22 protein-coding genes and 1 pseudogene are annotated in these 26,595 nt (G+C 68.8%); 9 read left to right on the top strand and 14 right to left on the bottom strand.

Annotated elements, in window-relative coordinates:
- Positions 1–29: 29 nt before the first annotated feature.
- Complete coding sequence (locus ACLQ2Q_RS17715; RefSeq protein ID WP_425822290.1) at positions 30–1,370, bottom strand: MFS transporter; 1,341 nt, start codon at positions 1,368–1,370, stop codon at positions 30–32.
- A 95-nt stretch (positions 1,371–1,465) separates the two neighbouring features.
- Between ACLQ2Q_RS17715 and ACLQ2Q_RS17710 the strand changes: the two genes are divergently transcribed.
- Positions 1,466–2,464: a LacI family DNA-binding transcriptional regulator gene (locus tag ACLQ2Q_RS17710; RefSeq protein ID WP_425822288.1), complete on the top strand. Its 999-nt coding sequence runs from the start codon at positions 1,466–1,468 to the stop codon at positions 2,462–2,464.
- 575 nt (positions 2,465–3,039) lie between these two features.
- Here the strand turns inward: ACLQ2Q_RS17710 and ACLQ2Q_RS17705 are convergent.
- The 7 genes and pseudogenes from ACLQ2Q_RS17705 to rpsF form a co-directional block, all read right to left on the bottom strand.
- Entirely contained in the window at positions 3,040–4,194 is a 1,155-nt protein-coding gene (locus ACLQ2Q_RS17705) for a PxKF domain-containing protein (protein ID WP_425822286.1), read from the bottom strand.
- A 133-nt stretch (positions 4,195–4,327) separates the two neighbouring features.
- A pseudogene (locus tag ACLQ2Q_RS17700) lies at positions 4,328–4,624 on the bottom strand (hypothetical protein); the annotation flags it as partial.
- 313 nt (positions 4,625–4,937) lie between these two features.
- A complete protein-coding gene (gene dnaB, locus ACLQ2Q_RS17695) occupies positions 4,938–6,305 on the bottom strand; it encodes a replicative DNA helicase (protein WP_425822284.1) in 1,368 nt (455 codons plus the stop codon).
- A gap of 610 nt (positions 6,306–6,915) precedes the next feature.
- Positions 6,916–7,368 (bottom strand): 50S ribosomal protein L9, encoded by a 453-nt coding sequence (gene rplI / locus ACLQ2Q_RS17690; protein ID WP_425822282.1) that lies wholly within the window; start codon positions 7,366–7,368, stop codon positions 6,916–6,918.
- Positions 7,369–7,379: 11 nt separating this feature from the next.
- Positions 7,380–7,634 (bottom strand): 30S ribosomal protein S18, encoded by a 255-nt coding sequence (gene rpsR, locus ACLQ2Q_RS17685; RefSeq protein ID WP_292815389.1) that lies wholly within the window; start codon positions 7,632–7,634, stop codon positions 7,380–7,382.
- 98 nt (positions 7,635–7,732) lie between these two features.
- Positions 7,733–8,233: a single-stranded DNA-binding protein gene (locus ACLQ2Q_RS17680; protein ID WP_425822279.1), complete on the bottom strand. Its 501-nt coding sequence runs from the start codon at positions 8,231–8,233 to the stop codon at positions 7,733–7,735.
- 4 nt (positions 8,234–8,237) lie between these two features.
- Positions 8,238–8,621 (bottom strand): 30S ribosomal protein S6, encoded by a 384-nt coding sequence (rpsF, locus tag ACLQ2Q_RS17675; protein WP_425822277.1) that lies wholly within the window; start codon positions 8,619–8,621, stop codon positions 8,238–8,240.
- A 207-nt stretch (positions 8,622–8,828) separates the two neighbouring features.
- On the opposite strand from rpsF, the gene ACLQ2Q_RS17670 reads away from it, so the two are divergent.
- Complete coding sequence (locus ACLQ2Q_RS17670; RefSeq protein ID WP_425822275.1) at positions 8,829–9,848, top strand: hypothetical protein; 1,020 nt, start codon at positions 8,829–8,831, stop codon at positions 9,846–9,848.
- On the top strand, positions 9,845–11,011 hold the full coding sequence (locus ACLQ2Q_RS17665) for a hypothetical protein (RefSeq protein WP_425822273.1): 1,167 nt from the start codon (positions 9,845–9,847) through the stop codon (positions 11,009–11,011). The genes ACLQ2Q_RS17670 and ACLQ2Q_RS17665 overlap by 4 nt, the downstream gene beginning before the upstream one ends.
- Before the next feature lie 30 nt (positions 11,012–11,041).
- Here the strand turns inward: ACLQ2Q_RS17665 and malQ are convergent, their stop codons facing one another.
- From malQ to ACLQ2Q_RS17650, 3 genes are all read right to left on the bottom strand, one after another.
- Positions 11,042–13,216 carry a 4-alpha-glucanotransferase gene (gene malQ, locus ACLQ2Q_RS17660; RefSeq protein WP_425822271.1) on the bottom strand — a complete coding sequence of 725 codons (2,175 nt, stop codon included), beginning with the start codon at positions 13,214–13,216 and terminating at the stop codon, positions 11,042–11,044.
- 109 nt (positions 13,217–13,325) lie between these two features.
- Complete coding sequence (locus tag ACLQ2Q_RS17655) at positions 13,326–14,753, bottom strand: CCA tRNA nucleotidyltransferase (protein ID WP_425822269.1); 1,428 nt, start codon at positions 14,751–14,753, stop codon at positions 13,326–13,328.
- A 22-nt stretch (positions 14,754–14,775) separates the two neighbouring features.
- Positions 14,776–16,296, bottom strand: a complete 1,521-nt coding sequence (locus tag ACLQ2Q_RS17650) for a DUF7059 domain-containing protein (RefSeq protein ID WP_425822267.1) — start codon at positions 16,294–16,296, stop codon at positions 14,776–14,778.
- A 149-nt stretch (positions 16,297–16,445) separates the two neighbouring features.
- On the opposite strand from ACLQ2Q_RS17650, the gene ACLQ2Q_RS17645 reads away from it, so the two are divergent.
- The 5 genes from ACLQ2Q_RS17645 to ACLQ2Q_RS17625 all read left to right on the top strand — a co-directional run bounded on the left by ACLQ2Q_RS17645 (position 16,446) and on the right by ACLQ2Q_RS17625 (position 22,378).
- Positions 16,446–18,575: a DUF6049 family protein gene (locus tag ACLQ2Q_RS17645; RefSeq protein ID WP_425822265.1), complete on the top strand. Its 2,130-nt coding sequence runs from the start codon at positions 16,446–16,448 to the stop codon at positions 18,573–18,575.
- Positions 18,568–20,184 (top strand): murein biosynthesis integral membrane protein MurJ, encoded by a 1,617-nt coding sequence (murJ, locus tag ACLQ2Q_RS17640; protein WP_425822263.1) that lies wholly within the window; start codon positions 18,568–18,570, stop codon positions 20,182–20,184. Before ACLQ2Q_RS17645 ends, murJ begins: the two co-directional genes overlap by 8 nt.
- Before the next feature lie 138 nt (positions 20,185–20,322).
- Positions 20,323–21,345, top strand: a complete 1,023-nt coding sequence (trxB, locus tag ACLQ2Q_RS17635) for a thioredoxin-disulfide reductase (protein WP_425822261.1) — start codon at positions 20,323–20,325, stop codon at positions 21,343–21,345.
- A 76-nt stretch (positions 21,346–21,421) separates the two neighbouring features.
- Complete coding sequence (gene trxA / locus ACLQ2Q_RS17630; RefSeq protein ID WP_425822259.1) at positions 21,422–21,745, top strand: thioredoxin; 324 nt, start codon at positions 21,422–21,424, stop codon at positions 21,743–21,745.
- A 213-nt stretch (positions 21,746–21,958) separates the two neighbouring features.
- Positions 21,959–22,378 (top strand): YciI family protein, encoded by a 420-nt coding sequence (locus ACLQ2Q_RS17625; protein ID WP_425822257.1) that lies wholly within the window; start codon positions 21,959–21,961, stop codon positions 22,376–22,378.
- A 29-nt stretch (positions 22,379–22,407) separates the two neighbouring features.
- On the opposite strand, the gene ACLQ2Q_RS17620 is transcribed toward ACLQ2Q_RS17625, so the two are convergent.
- On the bottom strand, positions 22,408–22,758 hold the full coding sequence (locus tag ACLQ2Q_RS17620; protein WP_425822255.1) for a tryptophan synthase subunit alpha: 351 nt from the start codon (positions 22,756–22,758) through the stop codon (positions 22,408–22,410).
- A gap of 70 nt (positions 22,759–22,828) precedes the next feature.
- Here ACLQ2Q_RS17620 and ACLQ2Q_RS17615 point away from each other — a divergent pair, with 70 nt between their 5' ends.
- Positions 22,829–24,100: an RNA polymerase sigma factor gene (locus ACLQ2Q_RS17615; protein WP_425822253.1), complete on the top strand. Its 1,272-nt coding sequence runs from the start codon at positions 22,829–22,831 to the stop codon at positions 24,098–24,100.
- A 17-nt stretch (positions 24,101–24,117) separates the two neighbouring features.
- On the opposite strand, the gene ACLQ2Q_RS17610 is transcribed toward ACLQ2Q_RS17615, so the two are convergent.
- Positions 24,118–25,056 (bottom strand): ParB/RepB/Spo0J family partition protein, encoded by a 939-nt coding sequence (locus ACLQ2Q_RS17610; RefSeq protein ID WP_425822251.1) that lies wholly within the window; start codon positions 25,054–25,056, stop codon positions 24,118–24,120.
- On the bottom strand, positions 25,056–25,982 hold the full coding sequence (locus ACLQ2Q_RS17605) for a ParA family protein (protein WP_425822249.1): 927 nt from the start codon (positions 25,980–25,982) through the stop codon (positions 25,056–25,058). Before ACLQ2Q_RS17605 ends, ACLQ2Q_RS17610 begins: the two co-directional genes overlap by 1 nt.
- Positions 25,983–26,595 lie beyond the last annotated feature (613 nt).

Below are 26,595 nucleotides of genomic sequence, written 5' to 3'. Positions count from 1 at the left end.
TCATAGTGTGCTTTCTCGGTCGGGAGGTGTCAGCGGGCGGAGCGGATGCGGAGGATGACGAGGCCGCCGAGGAGGACGAACGCGGCGGCGATGAAGAACAGCAGGGAGTAGTCCTTGTCTGCTCCGGTGACTCCGATGAGCAGGATGCCGGAGGCGATGAACGGGGCGGCTGCCTGGGGGATGGATGTCGCGAAGCCGGTGATGCCCATGAAGCGTCCCGCATCCGTCTGCTTCTCGGGCAGCACGTCGAGCAGCAGAGCCATATCTACGGCGGCGAACAGGCCGATGCCGAGCGAGACGATCAGCGACCCGGCGAAGAGGAACGGCAGGTCCGACGACAGAGCCATGGTGACCATCCCGACCGCCATGATGGCGCCGCCGATGACGAGGAAGACCTTGCGGCGGCGGAAGCGGTCGGACATGAACCCGCCGCCGAGCGCGCCGGCGGTGGTGGCGAGGACACCGATGCCGCCGAGGGTGCCGATCACGCCGGAGACCTCGGTGATGGAGATGCCGAGCCGGTCGGCGAAGAAGAAGGCCGTGAACGTGGTGTTCAGCGTCAGGCCGAAGTAGAAGAAGAACCGTCCGAGCCAGTTCCACGAGAAGTCGGGGTACTTGCGAGGGTTGTAGACGTACTTGCGCAGCACCCCGGCAGCGCCGATGCGCTCAAGCGGCAGCCCGCGGCTGTCATCCTCGTGCACCAGGGTCACGAAAAGGGTGACGAGCACGACACCCACCAGACCCGGAACCAGGAAGAGCAGCAGGGCGTTCCCGGTGAGGCCCATAGTGGCGATGACACCGATCACGGGGGCGACCTGCGTGGCGAATCCGGTCAGTCCGGCGACCTTGCCGCGCTGGGCTTCGGGGAGGCGGTCGGCGGTGGAGTTCTGCAGGTTGCCGAGGACCGTCCCCCATCCCCACTGCGCGAGGATCCACCCGGCGCCGAGCAGGAGGACCGAGGGCGCGAGGGCCATGACGATCAGGGAGATGACGCCGACGACCATGCCGCCGATCATGAACGGACGGCGTCGGCCGATCCGGGTGCGGGTGCGGTCGCTCCAGATGCCCATGAAGGGGGCGGTCAGCATCACCCAGAGGGCGCCGGCACCGGTGATGTAACCGAGGTACTCCTGGTTGGCCGGAGCCAACTCTCCCAGTCGCACCGCAAGTGAGATGGCGATGGGGGTGATGAAGGCCATGAAGACGCCGAACTGGGCCAGCACCATGAACCAGATGTAGCGGGCGTTGACCGGCGGCAGATCCTCATGCGGGGTGGTCTCGGCGAGGAGCACGTCAGGATCAACCGGCGGAGTGGGAATCGTCGCGGGCATGGGAACGAGGATCGGTTCGTCGCGGTTCGGGTTGGTCACGGCAGGACTCCATCGTCAGGGTACGGCGGACTAGCACGCGCTAGCTACCGAGCTAGTACATACTGGAACTAGCGCGCGCAAGCGAAGGGATTCCGATGACTCTCAAGGACACGACCGTCAAACGCGTGACGGCGGCCGACATCGCTCGCTCGCTCGGGATATCGAGGGCGACCGTCGGCTTCGTTCTCAACGAGACACCGGGGCAGACCATCTCCGCTGCCACTCGTGCCCGTGTGCTGGGAGAGGCCAAGCGCCTTGGCTATCGGCCGAACAATGCCGCCCGCGCGTTGGCGAGTGGGCACAGTCGGATCATCCTTCTGGTTCTGCCGGACTGGCCGCTCGACTACAGCATGCGGGCGAACCTCGACGAAGTCTCGCTCGTCCTGGACGAAGCCGGCTACTCCCTCGTCACCATGACCCCACACCCCGGCGGACACGCTCAGCCCCTCTGGGAAACACTCCGGCCAGATGTCGTGATGGGCATGATGCCGTTCTCGATGGAGCAACTCGCCGAGATCCGAGCGAGCGGCGTCGCGCACATCATCCCCAGCATCAGCGCCGAGGAATTCACACCTGAGCAGCAGCTGGGGTTCGCCGCCGGCCCTCGGATGCAGGTAGCTCACCTCGTCGATCGGGGACGCCGCCGGCTCGCATTTGCCGGATCGACGGACCCCCGCATCGCCGACCTCGTTCAGCAACGCCGCGCAATGGCGCAGGCGAGCGCCACTGGCTTCGCAGGGCAGGCATTGCTCTTCGACGCCGACATCACCGAAGCATCGGTTGGACGATTGGTCGCCGAGTGGGTCGGCGCCGGAGTCGACGGAGTGGTGGCTTACAACGACGACATCGCAGCGCTCGTCGCCGGAGCGGCTCTGCGAGCCGGAATCCGTGTGCCGGAGACACTGGCTGTCATCGGCCACGATGACACTCCGCTGGCGAGACTCTTCGTGCCAGCGCTGTCAAGCGTGCGCGTCGACAGCGCCGGCCTCGGCCGTTACATGGCGCAACTCGCGCTCAGCGCAGCGACCGGGTCTCCTCCTCCCCACGCCGGCCCGGAATCCGAGGCCGTCCTGATTGCACGAGAGACAACCTGACACTTGTCGAAGGGCCTGTTCGGCAGTTCACACATCCGCGCGACCTCCGCCGAAACGAAGGCAGAGGCAGCCAACAGCGATCCTCCGCATGCGCATGTCCCCACCGCGCGTACCCGCACTCAGAACAAACGACGCGGCGATCATCGTCCGTAAGCGGGTCGGCCAACGGACGTTCTGCGTGAGGTCCGCAGTATGTCTGCTCGGCATCCACAGAACCGATCTTCGCGCACAGCGCGCGGGATCATCCGCCGACGGGCCATTCCGCACGGGCTGGACGACACGTCGTGGGTCCGACGCTACGACGCACCCTCTCCCGGAACCCGCAACCCGGTCGACGAACCCCCCTCTCCGAGTGGTGCTCACGCGCCGGGAGGAGGCGAAGTGCCCGTACACTCCGCGCGGTGACAGATACAAGTGTAGGAAACGGTCAGAGTTGTCCACGGCTCGCTTGTGCTCTCGGTCAAGCGAGCCTTAGTTGTCCTTCCGGGATCCACACGGGCTCGCCCCGACATGTCCACGCCAAGGTAGCGATCGTGCCACCTGCGTCCTCGTCTGCTCCCGGCTACACCGCGCCGCTACTTGGTGAAGAGAAATTTCGCCGTGTGTGACGTGCCATCGTCGAGCGTCAGCTGGAAGGTGCCGCACTTGCCCGCCCAGGTCTTGAGCGTCTTCCACACGTAGACGTACTGGCCGGCAACCGCGTCGTACGCGAGAGAGCTGCCGCCGGCCGTCACGGTTTCCTCAATGGCGTCAACCGAGGCGCCCGCCGTGCACGGGGTGAACGTGAGCGACGGAGAACCGATGGCCAGGATGTCGAGGCCCTGGTCGCTGTCGAGGCTGAACTTTATCGGCACGGCGCTGCCGGCCTTGAACGAGTTCACTACGCCCCCCTTGTCGACCGGGCGGAAGAATCCGTCGAAGTGGTACACGACCGAGTAGCCGCATGCGACTTCCTCGGACGTGTTGCCCTCGTCGTCCAGCACCGTGCCGGCCGGGACCGTAGCGGTCTTGGGTCCGACGCTAGAGGTGTTGAGCGCGACGAAACCGCTCGACGGAGACCCGCCTGCGATTCCCGACCCGGGCATCGGGTCGTACGCGGTCCACGTCGCCTCGGACGTAGAACCGAGCAGCACTTCGGCTGCCGGACACGTGAGGACAACGACCGGAGCAGTCCCATCCGCCGGACCCTGCGCAGCCAGGATCGCCAGCGAATGGTACTCGCCGGCGGCGATCGCGACGGCACCGGCGACCCCGGCCGGCACGGTCGCCTGCCCCTGCTCGCTGTTTCCCCAGGCGGTGACGGTCCCGTCGGAGCCGAGCGCAAGGGAAAAGTATCCCCCGGCGGCTATCGCAACCACACCGGCGAGAGGGGCAGGCGGGGCCGCCTGCCCGTAGAAGTCCCACCCCCATCCGGTGACGGTCCCGTCAGAGAGGAGCGCAAGGGAATGCACTCCCCCCGCGGCGATCGCGACCACATCGGTAAGCCCGGCCGGCACATCCGTCTGCCCGAATTCATCCCACCCCCACGCGGTGACGGTCCCGTCGGAGCCGAGCGCAAGGGAATGGTGGAAGCCAGCGGCGATCGCGACCACATCGGTGAGCCCGGCCGGCACATCCGTCTGCCCGCGGTCGTTGTACCCCCAGACGGTGACTGTCCCATCCGAGTCCAGTGCAACGAAATGAATCACGCCGGCGGCGATCGCAACCACATCGGTGAGCCCGACAGGCACCGGAAACGCGGCGGTGTAGCGCCCCCAAGCGGTGACGGTCCCATCGGAACGGAGCGCGAGGGAATGCTCCCCCCCCGGCGGCGATCGCGACCACATCAGTGAGCCCGGCCGGCACACTGGCCTGCCCGGCCTCGTTGCCCCCCCAGGCGGTGACGGTCCCATCCGAGCCCAGCGCGAGGGAATGATACGTGCCTGCGGCGACCGCGACCACATCGGTGAGCCCGACCGGCACAGTCGCCTGGCCTAATCCGTCCCACCCCCATGCGGTGACGGTGCCGGAGGTGACCTGACCACCGGGGGGGATAGTGCCCACCGGCGCAGCCGACGCCGCGGGCGCGACGACCACCGCCACCGCGACCACCAACGCCAGCGCCGCAGCAACCGCTATGACACGGAACCGTCCAGCCGTAATCCCTGTCGAGTACGTCATCGTCGACCACCCATGCTCGGGCCAGCGTCAACGATCGCTCTCGGGCGAAGCGGACGAAATGGCGAGGTGAGCGCAACATACCAGCAGGAGCACCAACCCCAACAGGCCCCACGGTATGGCCCCGTCGCCTACGTGGCAGCAAGCTCCGGACGCCACCGGTCCCGACGACCCGACCATCGACACATCCACGATTTTCACGTCAGATCGGGGCCCAGATCACCAGGCGACGTAAAGGTGTCCGAAATGTCCATTTGGACATCGCGTGGACAAGTCTCCCGCGAAATGGACAACTCCAAAACAGACCTACAGCGCCCTAAACCCCGACCGCCATGTCCATGAAGCGCGAGAAGTGGCCCTGGAACGCGACCGTGACGGTGTCGGTCGGACCGTTGCGGTGCTTCGCCACGATGAGGTCGGCCTCGCCGGCGCGGGGGTTCTCCTTCTCGTACGCGGCCTCACGGTGCAGCAGGATCACCATGTCGGCGTCCTGCTCGAGCGATCCGGACTCACGCAGGTCGGAGAGCGCGGGCTTCTTGTCGGCGCGCTGTTCGGGACCACGGTTCAGCTGCGAGAGCGCGATCACCGGCACCTGAAGCTCCTTCGCGAGCAGCTTGAGCGCACGCGAGAACTCGCTCACCTCCTGCTGGCGGGACTCGACGCGCTTGCCGCTGGTCATGAGCTGCAGGTAGTCGATGATCACCATCTTGAGACCGGCGCGCTGCTTGAGCCGGCGGCACTTCGCGCGGATCTCGACGAGCGTCATGTTGGGGCTGTCGTCGATGTAGAGGGGCGCGTCGTTGATGCGCCCCCGGGTCGCCGCGATTGTCGTCCAGTCACGCGAGTCCAGTGTGCCCTTGCGCATCGCCTGCAGCGGCACGGCGGCCTCCGCGCTCATCAGGCGCATGGCGATCTCGCTCCGCCCCATCTCGAGCGAGAAGAAGATCGAGGGGACGTTGTTCTTGATGGATGCCGCGCGCGCGAAGTCGAGCGCGAGCGTGGATTTACCCAACGCCGGGCGAGCCGCGATGATGATGAGCTGGCCAGGATGCAGCCCGTTCGTCAGCTGGTCGAGCCCCGCGAAGCCGGTGGGCACGCCGGTCATCATCCCGTCGCGGCCCCGAGCGGCCTCGATCTCCTCCACCGCCGCGTCGACGGCGATGGTGAGGGGCACGAAGTCCTCGGTGTCCTGCGTGCCGGTGACGCCGTAGATCTCGGCCTGCGCGTTGTTCACCAGGTCGAGCGCCTCGCCCTGGCCCGAATACCCCATCTGCACGATCCGCGTGCCGGCCTCCACGAGGCGGCGCAGCAGCGCACGCTCGGCGACGATGGATGCGTAGTAGCCGGCGTTGGCGGCCGTCGGCACGATCGACGTCAGGGAGTGCAGGTAATCCGGGCCACCGGCCCGCGACAGTTCGCCCGTCTTGATCAGTTCGTCGGTGACCGCGACGACGTCGGTCGGCTCGCCGTGGGAGTAGAGGGAGAGGATCGCCTCGAAGATGAGCTCGTGCTTCGGCACGTAGAAGTCGGGACCGCGAAGCGACTCGATGACGTCGGCGACGGCATCCTTGGAGAGCATCATCCCGCCGAGAGCGCTCTGCTCCGCGAGCAGGTCATGAGGGGGCGTGCGTTCGCTCGGCCGGGGCCCACCGAGGCGGTCCTCCGAGATGTCGGCGATCGACACGTGCACTCCCCTTCTTCACTTCTGCGGTGTTGCGTTTCGGCTTCGGCGCGCTGGAGCATCGCCTCGGCACACGTGTGGCCGACGCCCATTGTGGGGCGAACCGGGCCCGTGCCGACCACCGCCGGCACACGCTTGAGCACAACACGGATCACCGACATCCGTCTTCGATGACGCATCTCGGTCGGTTCTGCTCGGGCCCACCCCACGCTAGGAGCGGGTTCATTCCGCTGCAACACGTCCTGTGGATAACTCTGTGGAAAGTCTGCGCGAAACGCCGGGGAGCCTGTGTACAACGGCTGTGGAGAACTCTTATGGCCAGGATGATCCTGGGGACGTAATAAGTCCCTGACCTGGGGTTGTCTTTCCCACAGTCTGTGCACTGAGATGTGGTTGAAGTGGGCGTTGAAGGTTGCAGCCGACGCATGTGGGTTGTGTACAAACTGCACGGTCAACGCGGCGACCGCGAGGGGCGCACCGGACGGCGTCGACCTGCGGGGGAGAGAGTTCCGACACCGGACGGCGCCTGCGCGGCCTCCCGGCTGCGCGCCGACACCGAAGAGGGTGCCGGGGGACTTGCGTCCTCCGGCACCCTCGGGCGTGCGTCGCGTCGCTACTTGGCGGCGACGACCTGCAGCGTGATCACGGCGGTCAGGTCGTCGCGCAGACGAACCGTGGCCTCGTGCTCGCCGACCGACTTGATGGACGACGTGATGTGGATCTTGCGCTTGTCGAGTTCACCCAGACCGGCGGCCTTGACCGCGTCGGCGATCTGAGCCGTCTTGACCGAACCGAAGAGTCGTCCCTCGGAGCCGGCCTTGATGGCGAGGCGGACCTTGGTGCTCTCGAGCGCGTTCTTGAGCGACACGGCGTCTTCGTGGTCGTGGATCGCACGGGCGTCACGGGCCGCGCGAATGGACGCGACCTGCTTCTCGCCACCGCGGCTCCAGGCCACGGCGAAGCCCTGGGGAATGAGGTAGTTGCGGGCGAACCCGTCCTTGACCTCGACAACGTCTCCGGCGCTGCCGAGCCCGGCGACCTCGTTCGTGAGAATCAGTTTCGACATATCGGGCTCCTCTACCTGCCGGCGCCGGCGTAGGGCAGGAGTGCCATTTCGCGCGCGTTCTTGATCGCGGTCGCGATCAGACGCTGCTCCTGCACCGAGACACCGGTGATACGACGGGCACGGATCTTGCCGCGCTCCGAGACGAACTTGCGAAGGGTGGCGACATCCTTGTAATCGATGACGCCGACGCGGGTCGGCTTCGCCGGGGCTGCGTTCTTCGCGCCCTTCCGCGGCTTGCGGCGGTCGCCGCTTGACTTTCCAGCCATGTTGTCTTCCTTAGTAAGAGAGTTGTTGAATGCTGCGCTGAAGCGCACAGCCAGCGATACGGCCCCGACCCTTCGACAGGCTCAGGGACCGTTCCCTGTTAGAACGGGGTGTCGTCGCCGTAGGCGCCGGGGGCGGCCCACGAGTCGCCGCCGCCGGCAGCAGCCGGTGCGGCCTGCGAACCGGGGGTCGACCACGGCTCATCGGCGACCTGGCCTCGGTTCTGACCGCCGCCGCCCGCCGCACGGGTCACCTGAGCGGTGGCGTAGCGGAGCGAGGGGCCGATCTCGTCGACCTCGAGCTCGATGGTGGTGCGCTTCTCGCCCTCGCGCGTCTCGTAGGAGCGCTGCTTGAGGCGACCGGTCGCGATTACGCGCGAGCCCTTGGTGAGCGAACCCGCCACGTGCTCGGCGAATTCGCGCCACACCGAGGCGCGGAGGAACAGCGCTTCGCCGTCCTTCCACTCGCTCGTTGCTCGGTCGAAGTTGCGCGGAGTCGACGCGATGGTGAAGTTCGCGACGGGCAGCCCGTTCTGCGTGTACCGCAGCTCGGGGTCGGCCGTGAGGTTTCCCACAACGGTGATGACGGTTTCGCCGGCCATGCGGTTAGGCGTCCTGCTTCACCGGCTTGGCGGGGCGAGCGGCCTTGCGGGCCGCCTTCGCCGCCGAGCGCTCGGCTTCGGCCGCGACCATCGCGAAGGCCTCTTCGGCGCGCAGCACCTTGGTGCGCATGACGGCCTCGCTGAGCTTCAGCTGACGGTCGAGCTCCTGGGTGGCCTCGCTCGTGGCGGTGAAGTTCACGACGGCGTAGATGCCCTCGGTCTTCTTCTGGATCTCGTAAGCAAGACGGCGCTTGCCCCAGATGTCGACCTTGTCGATCGTGCCACCATCATTCGTGATGACCTTCAAGAACTTGTCGAGGCTCGGGGCTACCGTGCGCTCGTCGATCTCGGGGGTCAGAATGACCATGAGTTCGTACTGGTGCGTCACTTACCCACCTCCTTCGGACTAGAACGGCGTTCGGGCATTTCCCGAACGCAGGAGGGTGTGTGCACGTGTCGCGGGCTTCTGCAGACATGGCTGCTGCCGGACAACCTCCACAGTCTACCCGACACTTCGTCTCGCTTCGCTCGCTCAGTGCAGGCGCGCCCATCTGCCCCGATCGGCCGCCCGCCGGCCGGGGGTAGCGTGAAGCGCATGGAGTGGACCGCGGACGTCTCTGCCGGCGATTGGCTGCGCGAGAGGCTGGATGCCGACTGGTCGAGCAGCTCGATGCACCAGGTCGTTCCCCGCGGCTTTCCGGCGTACGCACGCATCTTCCATCGAGCGACCAGGGACCGACCGGCTGACCGGCCGTGGCCGCCGCTTCCCTACGCCGCGCACGCCCGCGAGTGGCGGTTGTTCCAGGCCGCTGACCCGCCGATCGATGTCGAGCGGGTGTCGTGGGCGGAGACCGCGCGGGCCTTCGACACGGTCATGCATCCGCTCGCGCAGTGGCACCGCCTGGTCGGTCACGACCCGGCGGATCCGCTCAGCGAGGACGGGCCGCGGGATCGCAGAGGGTGGCGCTATGGAGATCCACCCGCGGGTGATCTGGATGCCGAGACCCTGAGGGTCGTCGCCGGGGTGCTCGCCCAGCACACCGGCACCCCCGCCGACGGGTGCGTCGGGGTATGGAGCGGGTGGGGCGGGCTCGTGGGCTTCGTCGGAGCGGCGCCTGCGCGCACCCTGTTCCAGCTGAGCGATCAGGATGCCGGTGGCGATGCGGTCGGGGCTGCATCGCTCGCACAGCACAACGACATGCTGGGCCACAGCACGCGCGACCCGTTCAACAAGGTCTTCCGACAGCCGAGTTGGCAGCCGGGCATCCTCCCGGACGAGATCTCGAAGGGGCCGCGGCTCGAGCTGCCCGCACGTGAGCACCTCCTCTTCCGCGGAGGCGTCGCCGAGCTCGCCGAACCCGACTGGACGCAGCGGTCGCCATGGCGCGACCGCGAGCTGGAGAAGCACGGCTTCCCACCCGGTGCCCAGTCGCCGTCGGTCGTGTGGCCAGCGGACCGGGCGTGGGTGCTCGTCAGCGAGGTGGACTACGACTCCACGATCGTGGCCGGCGACGCCGCGCTCGTCCGGGCGCTGGTGGACGACCCGCGCCTCGAGGCGGCGGCCGTCCCGGCCGGCGCCGACCTCTCGTGGGACGGCGATGAGGTGAACGGATGAGCCAGGCGGCGGCATCCGGTCTCACGTTCGACGCCAGGCCACTCGTCGAGCCCATCGACCGGCGCGCCGCGCGCGACTACGCCAAGCGCCTGCGGCAGTCAGGTGCCGTCTCCTCTTTCTACGGGACGGGTACCGGCATCGCCGCGCTGGTCTTCGGCGTGGTGATCGTGGTGGTCTTCGGCTCGGTGTTCCTCACCTTCATCTCCTCGATCATCAACCTCGCGGGCTCATCGACCGGCGGCGGTTTCGGAATCGTCACCCTGGTGCCGTTCCTCGTGATCGCAGCGGTTCTGGTGTTCCTCATCACCCTCGCGGTTCGTGGATCGCTCGGCAGCCAGGAGCGGTGGTATCGCCTGAATCGCTTCGCCGAGGCGAACGGGATGCAGTACGTCCCGAATCTGGCCGGGCCGAGGCTGCCCGGAATGATCTTCGGGGTCGGGAGCGCCCGCGCGGCCAGCGACCTCCTTCGGGGCGAGGAGCCACGGTTCGTCGAGTTCGGCAACTACCGCTACACGACGGGCTCGGGAAAGAACCGGACCACGCACACCTGGGGGTATGTGGCCATCAAGCTCGACGTGCCGCTGCCGAACATCGTGCTCGACGCCGTCGGCAACAACGGTCTCTTCGGCGCGTCGAATCTCACGGCCGCGTTCGACCGCGATCAGCGACTCAGCCTGGAAGGCGACTTCGACACCTACTTCTCCCTGTACTGTCCGGAGGGCTACGAGCGGGACGCGCTCTATCTCTTCACGCCCGACATCATGGCGCGCTTCGTCGACAGCGCCGCAGCGCTTGACGTCGAGATCGTGGATGACTGGCTCTTCCTCTACGCTGAGCGGGATCTTTCCACCCTCGACCCGGCGATGTGGGCGTGGCTCTTCTCCTGCGTGCAGGCGCTGCTGGCGAAATTCGACCAGTGGGCGCGCTGGCGCGACGAACGCCTCGAGCCGACGGCTCAGGCGTTCGCTCCCGGGTCGGGACCGCTGTCGGTGGCAACGGATGCCGCGGCATCCACCCCACCGATGATGCTGCGCCCCCCGCCCGGCGTGGCAGAGCCCGGCCGCCGCCTCAAACGGACGGTGCCCTGGTGGTCCTACGTGATCGCGGGCATCTTCGTGGCGTTCTGGCTTCTCATGCAGGTGCTCCCCGACCTGCTGCCCTGATGACGCGGCGCCGAGGACCAGGTGGGACCGTCACCGGCGAAGCGCGTCGTCCACCTTCTCGGTCAGCGACCGGAACCGCTCGTTCTGCGCCAGGTCGTCGAGGAGGACGGCGGTGCCGGCTGAGTCGGCGAGCGGCACCCGCCAGTTCGGATACTCGTTCTCCGTGCCCGGCTGGTTCTGCACCCGCCGCTCCCCGACGGCATCCACGAGCGCGACTCCGAGCAGCTGGGACGGCGATGCGACAAGGTGCAGGTGCAATGCCTCGACGATCTGCTGCTCCGTGGCGTCGGCCCCGAGAAGGCCGCGTTCACGCAGCGTCGACAGCATGGCATCCCGCTCGGCGACCGCCTCGGCACGCGCCTGCTCGACCGGCTCGACCAGCAGGCCCAGCCGCGCGCGAAGGTCGACGTGCTCGCCCGCCAGGTACCCGGCGGTGGGTGGGAGATCGTGGGTGTTCACCGTGGCGAGCACGGCCCGACGGTAGTGCTCCGGTGGCTTGAACCCGTCGTTCTCGTACTCGAACCACAGCACGGAGGTGCCCAGGATGCCCCGCAGCGAGAGGTAGTCGCGGACCCAGGGCTCCACGTTGCCGAGGTCTTCGCCGATCAGCACAGCACCGGCGCGGTGCGCCTCGAGAGCGAGCACGCCGATCATGGCCTCGTGGTCGTAGCGCACGTAGGTGCCCGCCGACGCACCGAGGCCGGCGGGTATCCACCACAGCCGGAACAATCCGATCACGTGGTCGATGCGAAGTGCTCCGGCGTTGCGAAGCAGCGTGCGGATCATGTCCCGCAGGGGCGCGTAGCCGCTCTCCGCGAGAGCGTGCGGCAGCCATGGGGGCTGATTCCAGTTCTGGCCCTGCTCGTTGTACATGTCCGGCGGAGCGCCCACAGTGATGCCCGCCGCGTACATGTCGCGCAATGACCAGGCATCCGAACCTCGGGTGTGCACACCCACCGCAAGGTCGTGCATGATCCCGATGCGCATGCCGGAGGCCTTCGCGGCGGCCTGCGCGGCGGCGAGCTGCTCATCGACGATCCACTGCAGCCAGGAGTGGAATCGCACGCGCCCGGCCAGCCGCGCACGAAGCTGCTCCACGAGCGGCGACGCGATGTCCCACGCCTCGGCCGGGCGCTCCCCGGCGGAGCCGAGTGTGGCGTCGAAGTGGTCCTCGAGGGCGCACCACAGCGCGAAGTCGAGCAAGGGCTGCCCCTCGCGCGCCACGTATGCCTCGAGCAGAGCCTGTCGTGCCGGCGATCGCGGCACGGCGAAGATCAGCTCCAGGGCCGCCCGTTTGGCCGCCCAGGACGCGTCCCGGTCGATGCGCTCGGCATTCGTGTCGGACGCGGCCACCGGCTCGCGAAGCGCGTCGAGCGTCGCGCGGTCGGACGGAGCGAGGTACGCCGCCTCGCGGATGTCCTCCGGGCGCACATAGAGCGGCGCCAGGAACCGCCGCGTCGCCGGGAGGTAAGGGGACGGTTCGATCGGCGAGGTGACGTCGGCGGCGTGCACGGGGTTGACGAGAAGGAAGTCCGCCCCCCGCCCTCCGGCGATCGAGGCCAGGTCACCGAGGTCCGCGAAGTCGCCGACACCCCACGAGCTCCGCGAGCGCACCGAGTACAGCTGCGCCATCAGCCCCCACGACCGCCCGTCGCGCTCGGCGCGCGACGGCGGTGGGGACAGCGTCTCCGGGGTGACCACGAGCACGGCTTCCGCTGTGCGATCCGGCTCTCCCGCTCCGTGCAGGCTCTGGGTCGCGTGAACGGTATGCCAGCCGAGGGGCAGATCGTCGGGAAGGGCCACGTCCAGCCGCCACACGGTGCCGTCGTGGAGGGTGCGGCGTGTGGCATCCTGTTCCGGAATCGGGATGTCGCGCACCGAACCGTCTTCGAGCGTCACGGTCAGCGCGACGTCGTGACCATCCGCGACATGCACCTGGAATCGGCCCGACCCCTGGCGCACCACGACCGACGGCGGCAGCAGCCGGCGCCACGGTCGGTGCTGGACATCCGCGAGCGCGGCGGCGGCACCCTGATCGGTCTGCACGTCGACGCCCATCGCAGCGAGGATCGTCGTCAGCGTCGCCGCCGGGACGTGCACCCGGTCACCGAAGAAGGACCAGTACTCGGTGGCGATCCCGTACGCCTCAGCGAGCGCGATGAGCGCGGCCGTCGGGGGTTCACCGGTGCCGATGTCGTTGCTCATGCGCGTCTCCCAGCGTGTTCGTACGATCCTGCCAGCCCTCGGCCCCTGAGGGGAGGGGTCTGGCACCCCGATCGCGCCCGCGCTTCGAGTCCGCGCAAGCCGGGGCCACTCAGCCCTGAGCGGCCCACCACTCGAGCAGGCGGCGCTGCGCCTCGTCCGGCCCGAGCACACCCTCGTCGAGCCGGAGGTCGAGCAGGAACCGGTACGCGCGGCCCACCTCGGGGCCTGGTCGGATGCCGAGCACCTGCTGGATGCGGTTGCCGTCGAGCTCCGGGCGCATCGCACCGAGTTCCTCCTGCTCGCGCAGCTCGGCGATCCGGGACTCGATGTCGTCGTACGCGCCGGCCAGCACCGCGGCCTTGCGCCGGTTGCGTGTCGTGACGTCGGCGCGGGTCAGGATGTGCAGACGGTCGAGCTGATCGCCGGCGTCGCGCACGTACCGTCGGACGGCCGAGTCGGTCCACGCGCCCTCGGAGTACCCGAAGAACCTCAGGTGCAGCTCGATCAGCCGGGCGACGGCATCCATCGTGTCGGAATCGAAGCGAAGCGCCTGCAGGCGCTTCCGCGCCATGCGAGAGCCCACGACGTCGTGGTGATGGAAGGTCACGGCACCACCGGGCTCCAGCTTGCGGGTGCGCGGCTTGCCGATGTCGTGCAGCAGCGCCGCGACGCGGAGCGCGACATCCGGCGGGGTCTCCGGGAACCGCTTCTTCTCGTGAGCGATCGCCTGGGTCAGCACCGTGAGCGAGTGCTCGTAGACATCCTTGTGATGGTGATGCTCGTCGACCTCGAGGCGGAGGGCCGAGACCTCCGGGAGGAACTCGTCGATCAGCCCCGTGTCGACGAGCAGACGGATGCCGGGCACCGGGTCATCCGTCTGCAGCAGGCGCACGAGCTCGCCGTTGATGCGCTCGGGGCTGACGATTCCCAACGTCTCGCGCAGCTCGATCATCGCCGAGACCGTGTCTTCGTCGACCTCGAACCCGAGTTGCGACCGGAACCGTGCCGCGCGCAGCATCCGAAGGGGATCGTCCCCGAAGCTCACCCGCGGATCCCCGGGAGTGCGCAGCACGCCCGCCACGAGATCCTCGACCCCGCCCGCCGGGTCGACGAGCTGCACCGCAGGTACACGCAGCGCCATGGCGTTCACGGTGAAGTCGCGTCGAGCCAGGTCGGGGTCGAGCGTCCCGCCGAACTCGACGGTGGGCTTGCGGGTGACGCCGTCGTACGAGTCGGCGCGGTACGTCGTGATCTCCACCTGCTCGCCGCGCACCTTGGCGCCGATCGTGCCGAACGCACGGCCGATGTCCCACCGCGCGGTGCTGATCGGAGTCACGACGCGCAGGATCTCGTCGGGCGTCGCATCGGTGGTGAAGTCGAGGTCATTCGTGGTGCGTCCGAGCAGCGCATCGCGCACGGGACCGCCCACGATCGCCAGCTCGTGCCCCGCGTCGGCGAAGGCCCGGGCGAGGGTGGAGACCACCGGCGACGCGGCGAGCTCGCCGAGGCGCGCGACACCCTCGGCCATGTTCAGCATGCTTCGAGCCTATCGAGCGGGCTCACGCGAACCCGAGGAAGCCGGTGAAGACGAGGTCCCGCACACGCGGCAGCACGTCCGCCCGCAGCGCCGCCGGGTCGACGTCGAGCAGCTGCGCGACGGCGTCGACCAGCACCCCGAGCGGCAGCTCGCCGTCGCACGCCCCGACGACGGCCGCGAGTGCCGAGTCCACCTCGAGCCTGCGGGCCAAACCGCCGCCCTGCCGCAGCTCGAGGACGCTCGGGCCCTCCTCGCCCGGCAGGTGATGGCGCGCTTCGGTGACATCCGGAGCGACGAGAAGACGGGATGACGCGAGCGCCTCGCCGTCGAGCGTCACCAGTCGGTCGTGCGCGGCGAAGGCCCCCGAGACGAGCCCCGAGAGAGTGCCCGGGGCGGACCCGACCGCTTCATAGCGGGCGAGTGTCGGTGCGTCGGCCGGGCGGCGGAGCAGCATCCACCCGAGGCCCACCCCCGTGACGCCTCGCCGGTCGAAGTCATCCAGCCACGCTCCCAGGAGGGTGTCGTAGGCCTCCGATCCTGGCCGCGTGCCGCCGTCGCGCACCCACACCTCCGCGTATCGGGCCGGGTCCAGCCGCTCGCGCTCCAGAACCCACGCATCCAGCGGCACCGGCGAGCCATCGACCCATCCCCGCACCCGGTCGAGTCCGGCAGCATCCTCCCTCGTCTCCCAATTGCCCAGCAGGGTGGCTACGCCTCCCGACGCGAGGAGCTCTCCCACCGAGCCCACGACCGCGGCCATCAGGTCGTCCCCATCGAGTCCGCCGTCCCTGTACTCGTATCTCGGCACGCCATCCGTGCGCGGCGTGATGACGAACGGCGGGTTCGCAGCGATCCGCTCGAAGACGTCGCCGGCGACGGGGTCGAACAGGCTCCCGAGGCGGGTCTCGATGCCCGACACGCCGTTCAGGGCCGCGTTGAGCGAGGTGAACCACAGCGCGCGGGCGGAGATGTCGGTCGCCACGACCCGCGCAGCGTGCCGGCTCAAGTGCAGGGCCTGGATGCCGCATCCGCAGCCCAGATCCAGCGCCGACGCGACGGGTTCCTCGCCGAGCAGCCCCGCGAGGGTGCGGCCGGCGCCGCCGACGCCGAGCACATGGTCGTCGCGGAGCGGCGAGACGCCGGCGAGCTCGTCGAGGTCGCTCGCGATCCACCACTCATCCTCGCCGTTCGCGTCGGTGAATCCGTACGGCCGGATCGCCGCCGTCGCACGCACGTCGTCGCCCACGCGTTGGAGGAGTCCGAGTTCGGTGGCCCCCTCGATGCCGACCTGCGAGAGCGCCACGGCTACGGCCCGCGATTCGGACGCGTCGCCGACGAAGAACAGGGTGGCCAGCGTGGCAAGGGGGGAGTCCGGATGCCGCCCGAGCGCGCGACGGGCGGGCACGGCGTTCCCCCGGCTGAGCGCGTCGTCGGCGACATCGCCCCACAGCTCTCTGAGCGAGCGGGAGCCGTAGTCCGCGTCGGCCAGATCGTGGGCGAGCGATGCGGCAAGGGCGCGCTGAGCGGGAGACAGGTCGTGCACCCGTCCATTCAACCGCGCTCGGGCTCCAGGACCGGCGGCCGCTCACCCTCTTGACGCCCCCCGCCGCGCCGCACGGGAGTCTCCGAGGGTGCCACCCTAGAATCGAGGCTGATCGTGCGGTCGCAATCGCACATGAGCAGAACGCCAGCATGACCGTGACCCTCCCCTCTTCTGGCACGACCGCGCGTCGGTGGCGCCGCACCCTCGCCGGCGCCGTCGCAGCGCTGGGCGTCGCGTTGACGACGGTCGTGGGAGCACCTGCGGTCGGAGTCGAGCCCCGTCCAGCCGTGGTCGTCCGCTCGGCGGAGGCGGTGGACCTCGTTCTCGCCCCCGTCGGTCAGGGCATCGTCGGCCCCGGGGAGCCTCTCAACGTCTCGATGACGATCATCAACGACACGACGCTTCCCTTGGCGCCGGCCGCGGTCGCGCTCTCCCTCGGGACCGTCCCGCTGGCCGACAGGTCGGAGCTGACCGCCTGGCTCGACGAGGGCGCGGCACTGGATCTGCAGGAGGTCGCCACCGGGCCGAGCGAAGCCGTGGCCGCGTCTTCGTCGAGCACGTTCGGACTCTCCGTGGCGGCGGACTCTCCGGCGCTGCTCGGCAGGGTTCCGGGCGTCTATGCGCTCCAAGCCATATACGTCGGCAATGCCGGCCCCATCGTCGCGAACAGCGCCATGATCGTGCCCGAGCCGAACGCTCCTGCCGCTCCGATCGGCGTGGTCGTTCCCATCACGGCGCCGCCGATCGAGACCGGACTGCTCACACCCGCCCAGCTCACGGAACTCACGGGCACCGGGGGCAGTCTTCGCGCTCAGCTCGATGCCGTCGACGGCACGCCTGCGATCCTCGCCGTCGACCCGGCGATCGCCGCCGCGATCAACGTCCTGGGCTCCTCCGCACCGCCGGAGGCGACCGAGTGGCTGCAACGCCTCGAAGCGCTGGCGAATCCGCGGTTCGCGCTGCAGTTCGGCGACGCCGACGTCTCGGCCCAACTCGCGTCCGGGCTGCCGCGCCCGATGGCCCCGGTGTCGCTGCGGTCCCTCCTCGATCCGGCGTTCTTCGTGCCTCCCGAGCCCACGGCGGCACCGACGCCGGGCCCCACCCCCGACTCGACGCCGACCGCCGCGCCCACGGAGCCGGTGCTGCCCGACCTCGAGACCCTTCTCGGCATCGGGGGCAGTCGCACCAACGTGTTCTGGCCGCCGGCGGGCTCCGCCGGGCCGGGCATCGTCGACACGCTCGGGCGTCTCGGCACCGACGCCGTCCCGTCGCTGACCCTCCTTCCCTCGTCGGGAACGGTCGAGGGCGCGGCCGGCGCGACCGTTCCCGCGCGCGGTGCGACACCCGACGGCGCCGCGGTGCTGGTCTACGACGCCGAGATCTCCGCCGCGCTGGGCCAGGCATCGATGATCGACGAGTCGGCGATGCGCGGCGCCGCCCTGACCCGCGCGACCGCGCTGCTGACCTTCGCCACCCAGGACGCCGCCGGCGCCCCGATACTCGTGACCCCCGACCGTGGGCAGGACCGCTCCCTGGTTGCGCTGGGTGTGACCATCGCGAGCGTCGGCAGGGTCCCCGGTGCCCAGCTCGTGCCCCTGGCGGCGCTCACCGAGGCGTCTTCATCGCCCGTCGCTGTGGCGGACGCCTCTCCCGAGCAGGCCAGGGTCGACGCGGCATCCGCCCTCACCGCCGAACAGGACCTCCTGACCGACTTCTCCAGCATCCTGGACGAGCCGGCCCTTCTCACGAGTCCCGAGCGCATCTCCATCCTGCAGCTCCTCGGGATCGGGTGGTCTCCCGAGCCCGAGCGGTGGGCGACCGCCTTCGCCACCCACCGTGAGCGGACGGCGGCCACCCTCGGGGCCGTCGGCATCCAGCCGCCCAGCACGATCCAGCTGCTCAGTCCCGAGGCACCGCTCCCGGTCTGGGTGCGAAACGATCTCCCGTACCCCGTCAACGTCGTGCTGTATGCCGAGCCCGATGACCCGCGTCTGGTCGTCACCCCGCAGACACAGGTGCTGGCCTCCGCCGCGGCCAACACGCGGGTGCAGGTGCCCGTCGAAGCCCGGGTGGGAAGCGGCGAGGTCGTGATCGAGCTGCGCCTGCTCAGCCCTACGGGCGTTTCCATCGGTGAGACCCAGTCCGCCGATGTGACCGTCCGAGCGGATTGGGAGGGCATCGGCCTCATCATCCTCGCCGTGCTCATCGTCGCCTTCCTCGGCCTGGGCGTCGTGCGCATGGTGCTTCGGCGACGTCGTACGAAAAGCGCGGATGAGTAGCCTCGGTCGCGCGAGCGCGGTCATCGGGGCCGGCACGATCGTCTCCCGCATCACCGGGCTGCTGCGCACGATCGTGCTCGTGAGTGCCATCGGGGCTGTCAACTCGCGGGCCGGCGACGCGTTCGCGGTCGCCAACCAGCTGCCCAACAACCTCTATGCGATCATCTCGACCGGCATCCTGACCGCGGTGATCGTTCCGCAGATCGTCAAGGTCAGTGCCGACCCCGACGGTGGTCGCGCGTTCATCTCCAAGCTCTTCACCCTGGGCACCGTGGTCCTGGTCGCCACAACAGCGCTCGCGATGGCGGTCGCGCCGTTTCTCGTGCAGCTCTACGCGAACCGCTTCGAGCCCGACCAGCTGGCCCTCGCCACCGCGTTCGCCTACTGGTGCCTGCCGCAGATCTTCTTCTACGGTCTCTACGCGCTCGTCGGGGAGACGCTCAACGCCCGGCGGGTCTTCGGTCCGTTCACGTGGGCGCCGATCGTCAACAACGTCGTCTCCATCGCCGGGTTCCTGCTGTTCATCGTCGTCTTCGGCTCGGATCTGGTGGCGGTCTCGGAGTGGACGCCCGACGCGATCGCGTGGCTCGCCGGCACGGCCACTCTCGGCATCGTGGTGCAGGCCGGGGTGCTGCTGCTCTTCTGGCGGCGCACCGGCATCCGGGTGCGCCCCGACTTCCGCTGGCGTGGGGTGGGGCTCAACCACATCGGCCGACTCGCGGGCTGGACCTTCCTCATGGTTCTCGCCGGCCAGCTCGCCGGTCTCGTGCAGACCCTGATCGTCGGAGAGGCATCAGGGTCCGGCGCGTCGGTCTTCGCCATGCAGAACGCGTGGCTGATCTTCATGCTTCCGTACTCGATCATCGTGCTGTCGATCGGTACCCCCTATTTCACGCAGCTCAGCGAGCATGCGGTGGCCGGTCGCGACGACGAGGTGCGGAGCGACATCGGGCGCAGCATCCGCATTCTCGGCCTCTTCATCGTGCTCGCCACGGCGGCGCTCGGGGTGGCGGCGATCCCGGCATCCCGCATCTTCACCAACTCGAGCGAGCATGCCGTCGCCGCCGCCGTCGTGCTCCTGTGCTACCTCGTCGGGTTGATCCCGCTTGCGGTGCTCTTCGTCGTGCAGCGCACGTTCTATGCGTACGGCGACACCAGAACGCCGTTCTTCTTCACCCTCTTCCAGTGCGTCGTGGTGGTGCTCACGGCGCTCCTCGCGTCGGCCCTCGTCGCCGGCGGCATCCTGCCGCTCGAGTATCTCGCCGCTGCGGTCGCGCTCGGTCAGTCCCTTGCGAGCGTGCTGCAGGTGATCGTCGCCTCGTGGCTGCTGCACCGCCGCCTGGGTGACCTGGGCATGCGCCGCACGCTGCTCACCCTCGGCCGGTTCACGCTCGCCGCCATCCCCGCCGGCGCCGTCGGATGGCTGACGTTCCAGCTTCTCGGCGGTGTCGACGGCTGGACTGTCGCCGACAAGCTGACCGGCGCGATCGGAACGATGCTGATCGGTGGCGCCTGCTCGCTGGTCTATGTCGCCGTGCTCGCCCTCCTGCGCGCGTCCGAACTGAAGACCGCCACCGACCTCGCGCGGCGTCTGTTGAAGCGCGGATGACGGTGTTGAAGCGCGGATGACGGTTCCCTGAGAAGGCGGCAGTCCTGCGCGCGGCGCGGAATGCCCCGCGGCTACCATGTGTTGAGACACGTGGACGAAGCAAGAGCGAGTGTCCGTCAGTCTTTTCAGGGGGTTTTCGTGCGTCAGGTCATCATCGTCGGTTCCGGTCCCGCGGCTCTCACGGCGGCGATCTACGCCGCCAGGGCCAACCTCGAGCCGCTCGTCGTCGCGAGCTCCGTGGAGGTCGGCGGAGAGCTGATGAACACCACGGATGTCGAGAACTTCCCCGGCTTCCCCGAGGGCATCCAGGGCCCCGAGCTCATGCAGAAGATGCAGGAGCAGGCCGAGCGCTTCGGCGCCGAGATCCTCTACGACGACGTCGTGGAGCTCGATCTGGCCGGCCCGGTCAAGCACGTCAAGCTGGGCAGCGGCGCGGAGCACGAAGCGTCGACGGTCATCTACGCGACCGGATCCGCCTACCGCAAGCTGGGCCTCTCGGGCGAGGAGCGGCTGTCCGGCCGCGGCGTGTCGTGGTGTGCGACGTGCGACGGCTTCTTCTTCCGCGACCGCGTCATCGCCGTCGTCGGCGGCGGCGACTCGGCGATGGAGGAGGCGACCTTCCTCACCCGGTTCGCCTCGAAGGTGTACGTCATCCACCGCAAGGACTCGCTCCGCGCCTCCAAGATCATGCAGGAGCGGGCCTTCGCGAACGAGAAGATCGAGTTCATCTGGAACACCGAGGTCGTCGACATCCTCGGCGACGACGCGGTGAACGGGGTGCTGCTCGCCTCCACGGTCGACCGCTCCACCCGCGAGCTCGCGCTCGACGGCCTCTTCGTGGCGATCGGCAACGATCCGCGCACCCACCTGGTGCACGATTCGCTGCGGCTCACCCCGGAAGGCACCATCTGGGTGGACGGCCGTTCCTCCCGCACATCCCTGCCCGGTGTCTTCGCCGCCGGCGACGTCATCGACCCGACGTACCGCCAGGCGGTCACCGCCGCGGGCAGCGGAACGGTGGCCGCGCTCGACGCCGAGCACTTCCTGGCCGCGCTGGAGCAGGCGGGCGGAAACGCTCAGGCCGCCGAGGACATCGAGGTCGCGACGGAGACGCCCGATCGCGAGACCGACGAAGCAGAGACCAGCATTCCTGTCGCCTGAGACCTCGCTGGGTGGCGGAACAATCCGCGCCTCAGGAGCGTTTCGACAGGTGACAGACTTACTGAAGGAGAACAAGATGACCGCCAAGTCGACCACGTCCGCCACGTTCGAGCAGGATGTCCTGCAGGCCGATGGGCCCGTGCTCGTGGACTTCTGGGCCGCCTGGTGCGGACCGTGTCGCATGGTGTCGCCGGTGCTCGATGAGATCCAGGCGGAGAACCCCGACAAGATCACCGTGCTGAAGCTGAACGTCGATGAGAACCCCGACCTCGCGATGAAGTATCAGATCACGTCGATCCCCGCCATGAAGGTCTTCAAGGGGGGTCAGGTCGAGACGACGATCATCGGCGCCAAGCCGAAGTTCGCGCTCGAGAAGGACCTCGCCGCCTACCTCGCCTAGGACGATCGGCCGCGCCCCGCGCTCGTCCGTGTCAGCCCCGGTCATCTTCACGATGGCCGGGGCTTCTTTCTGTCCGGATCGGCTCCGACGTCCGCGCACCGGCGGCCGCGTCATCCTCGTTTCCGGAATTTCTGGCCAGAATGTCGATATCGTCCCCTCTCGTTCGACGTCAGGGATGAGGGGGTTCACCGGGACTCCAAGAAGGAGAGCGAAATGCGTTACATGCTGATCATGCAGGTGGAGCCGGAGGCCGCTGCCCGCGCCGCCGAGACGCTCGACATGGAGCAGATCGTCGCCGCGATGGGGGCGTACAACGAGGAGCTCCAGAAGGCGGGTGTCTACCTCTCGGCCGAGGGGCTGACGGATGCCGGCGAGGGCTTCCGCGTCGACTTCTCGTCCACACCGCCCGTGGTCACCGACGGGCCCTTCGCCGAGGCACGCGAGGTCTTCACCGGCTTCTGGATCCTCGAGGTCTCCAGCCGGGAAGAGGTGGAGATGTGGGCGAAGAAGTGCCCGCTCGGCCCCGGCGTCTCACTCGAGGTGCGGCGCGTGCAGGAGATCTCCGAAATCGGCCTCGACCCCGACAACGAGTGGCTCAGCAAGGAGCAGGAATGGCGGGCCAGCCAGGTGTGATGGCAGGGCTCGCGTGTGGGCGGATGCCGTCAGGAGGCGTCGCCGACACCCACGACCGCGTCCCAGCGGCGGTGGGTGTTGGCATCGCCCAGCAGGCGCCACACGGCACGGGTGAGGGGCGGGTACTCGAGGGCGATCTGCCGCAGAACCCGGTAATGACGCGCCGGCGAGGGTCGCTGGCCGCCGTTGGATTCGATGTTCTCGGCCCGCAGCATGAACACGACGAGCTCGTCGACCGATGGCAGGTCCTCCATGAAATCCCAGGGGTCTTCCCCCGAGCGGAGTCGTTCGTGCACCAGCGCCGCAAGCTCATCGGAGGCCTCGGCGCGCAGCACTTCGAGACTCGCGCGGCGGCGCAGGGCATCGTGTGGCTGGACCATCCTCCAAGCCTACGACGACCTTTTGAGGGTCGGCGTCGAGCACCTCGGCATGCCGCCGTACGCTGAGGTGATGGATGCTCGCACGGCGGTCGACACGCATGCGCGCCGCGCGGTGGAGGCGGTGTGGCGTGCGGAATCGGCGCGTATCGTGTCGGCCCTCACCCGCCATACGGGCGACTTCGCCTGGGCCGAGGATCTCGCCCAGGAGGCGCTCGTCGAGGCGCTCGCGCGATGGCCGCAGGCGGGCATCCCCGATACACCCGGGGCGTGGCTGCTCTCCGTGGCCAAACGTCGCGCGATCGACGGGTGGCGGCGACGCGAGCGCCTGCAGGCCCGCGAGGCGGTGATGGCCCACGACCTGCGCGAGGTGGAGGCGCGGCACCCGGTCGAGGCGGACGGCGACCCGGACCGCATCGACGACGACGTGCTGCGACTCGTCTTCGTGGCCTGCCACCCCGTGCTGCCTGCGCAGGCGCGACTCGCCCTGACGCTGCGAACCGTCGCCGGCCTCACCACCGAGGAGATCGCCCGGGTGCTGCTGACCACCGTGCCCACGGTGCAGCAGCGCATCGTCCGCGCCAAACGGAGCCTCGCGGAGGCGGGCGTGCCCTTCGAGGTTCCCGACAGATCGGAGCGCCCCGCGCGTCTCGCCAGCGTGCTGCAGGTGCTCTATCTGCTCTTCACCGAGGGATACGCCTCCGCGACGGGCGACGCCGCCATCCGGCCCGATGTCGCGCGCGAGGCGGTGCGGCTTGGTCGCGTGCTCGCCGCGCTGATGCCGACCGAACCCGAGATCTTCTCCCTGATCGCCCTCATGGAGTTCCAGTCCTCGCGATTCGCCACCCGCATCGGCGCTGACGGGCTGCCCGTTCCGCTCGCGGAGCAGCACCGCGGCTCGTGGGATCGCTCGGCCATCGGCCGGGGCAGGGCGGCTCTCGCGCATGCGGAGTCGTTCGGCCGAGGACTCGGCTACTACGGCCTGCAGGCCGCGGTCGCGGAGTGCCATGCGGTCGCCCCGACGTTCGACGACACGGACTGGGCGCTCATCGTTCGCCTCTACGACGCCCTCGACGGGCTGGCGCCGTCCCCCGTCGTCCGACTCAACCGCGCCGTGGCCGTCTCGATGGCGGCCGGACCGGACCAGGCGATGCTCATCGTCGAGGATCTCGTCGCCGATGGGTCGTTGGATGACTTCCGGCCGCTGCATGCGGTACGCGCGGAACTGCTCGAGCGGCTGGGCGAGCCGGATGCCGCGGCCACGGCGTTCCGCCATGCCGCCGACCTGCCGGGGAACGAGGCCGAGGGGCGCGCGCTGCGCGCCCGGGCCGATGCTCTCGGTTGATCGTGAGCAGTGCGGGCCTACGCCTGACCGTACCCGGTCTCACCGATCTCCGTGAGGATGCGGTTGAGATCCTGAACCGTCGCGAAATCTATTATGACCTGGCCTTTTCTTGCTCCGAGTGAGACGCGTACCTTCGTGTTCAGACGGTCGCCCAGCCGATCCGCGACCTCGTCGAGGTGCGCTCGGCGGGCCCCGGCCTGAGGCTTGAACGACGGCCGTTGTGCGGCATCCCCCAACTTGGCCGCCGCTTCCGCGGCCCGTACCGAGAGGTCCTCGTTGACGATCTTGTCGGCGAGGCGCTGCATGGCCTCGGGAGTTTCGAGCGAGAGGATGGCGCGGGCGTGGCCGGCGGTCAGCACCCCGGCCGCGACGCGCTGCTGCACGGGTAGGGGCAGCTTCAGCAGACGAATGGTGTTGCTGATCTGCGGACGGGAACGACCGATGCGGCTGGCGAGCTCCTCCTGGGTGATGCCGAAGTCCTCGAGCAGCTGCTGATAGGCCGAGGCCTCCTCGAGGGGGTTCAGCTCGGAGCGGTGCAGGTTCTCCAGCAGCGCATCGCGCAGCAGGTGCTCATCCGCGGTGTCCCTGACGACCGCGGGTATGGTCCGCAGGCCCGCCTCGCGGGCGGCGCGGGTGCGGCGCTCCCCCATGATCAGCTCGTACGTGCCGGATTCGTCGTCGCGCGCCCGCACCACGACGGGCTGCAGCACTCCGAACTCGCGCACACTGTGCACGAGCTCGGCCAGATCGTCCTGATCGAAGTGCGTACGCGGCTGCCGCGGGTTGGGCACGATGTCGTGCGGGTCGAGCAGCATGAGATGCGCGCCGGGAACCTCGACCAGCTCCTCCGTCGCGACGGACGCACCGGGGAAGAACACGTCGACCGGGCGCGACTCGCCCTCGGCCGTGGGGATCAGCGCGCCGATTCCTCGGCCCAATCCGGTTCGCTTCGCCATTAAGGTGCTCCTTCTTGCGACGCCGCCGCGCCGCGTCGAGCGATCTCGACGGCGGCCTCGCGGTATGCGACGGCCCCCGCCGACTGCCCATCGTAGGTGATGACGGTCTGGCCGAAACTCGGTGCCTCGGAGACGCGTACGGATCTGGGGATAACTGTGTGGAGAACTTCCTGAGGGAAGTGCGTGCGCACCTCTTCGGCGACCTGTTGAGCCAGCCGGGTGCGCCCGTCGTACATCGTGAGCAGGATCGTGGACATCCGCAGCCGCGGATTCAGGTGCTTCTGGATCATCCGCACACTGCCGAGCAGCTGGCTGAGGCCTTCGAGCGCGTAATACTCGCACTGGATGGGAATCAGCACCTCGTGCGCGGCCGTGAAGGCGTTGATGGTGAGCAGCCCGAGCGACGGCGGGCAGTCGATGAGCACGAAGTCCAGCTCAGGCGTGGCCGCGAGATACTCCTCGAGCGCGGTCTTGAGACGGTGTTCGCGGGCGACCTGCGATACGAGTTCGATTTCCGCGCCGGCGAGGTGGATCGTGCTCGGGGCGCAGGAGAGGTTCGGGGACTCAGGGCTCGGCTGAATGATTTCGGCGAGCGGAAACTCGTCGATGAGGACGTCGTAGACGCTCGGGATGTCGGCAGTATGTGGCACACCCAGGGCCGTGGAGGCGTTTCCTTGAGGGTCCAGGTCGATCACGAGCACGCGCGCCCCCACGCTGGCGAGCGCGGATGCCAGATTGACGGTCGTCGTGGTCTTGCCGACACCGCCCTTTTGGTTCGAGACGGTGAGAACCCGCGTCTTTCCGCCGAATTCGACGGTGGCCGCCTCGAGCGCGCGCCGCCGCGCTGACAGATCGGCCAGTTCGCGAGCGAGAGGGGTGTCATCCTCGAAAGATGTCGGAGCACCCACTTCCTCGGACTGTTTCACGTGAAACACTCTCCCTTTCGCGTGCCGAGCGTGCTGCCTCTCCACTCTAGCCGCGCACCGCGACGCCTCCTTTCACGGCGCCCCGCAACCTCCGTTTTCGTCCCCCCACCGCGACGTTTCACGTGAAACATCGATCGGCGACGCAATTCACCCGGTCCCTGAGCGAGCGCAGCGAGACCAACGGCGCCGAACCGACCGATCGGTCGTCCATGCCGACTCCATCGCCGACGTGATCCGGTCCCTGGGCGAGTACAGCGAGACGAGGGACGCCGATCCGTGCCGGCCCGTCCGGGGCTTCCCTGCCTAAGCGCCGTCGGCGCAGGCCCCGCCCCAAGTCCCTGGTCCGTGCCGAGTGAGGCGAGACGAAGCGGCACGCCCGGCACTGACAGTCCAAATCAGATCCGCGGCGCCGACGCCCGCTTGCTGGATCAAGGCGCCGAGGCACCTGGCCCTCAACGACTCGGCGTTGTCGCGACACGCCCGATCGGCCGCCGATTCTGGTCGTCGGTTCGCCGTGCGGCGCCGAGGACGGATCGCCCCAGCGACCAGTCGCGCGAGTCTGGACGTCCGCGTGTCGGACGAAGCCGTCAACTCCGTTCTTAGCAAGCCGATC

The organism is Microbacterium sp. DT81.1, from assembly GCF_049844955.1.
Lineage (GTDB): Bacteria > Actinomycetota > Actinomycetes > Actinomycetales > Microbacteriaceae > Microbacterium.
This window is presented reverse-complemented; position numbering and strand designations above follow the sequence as displayed.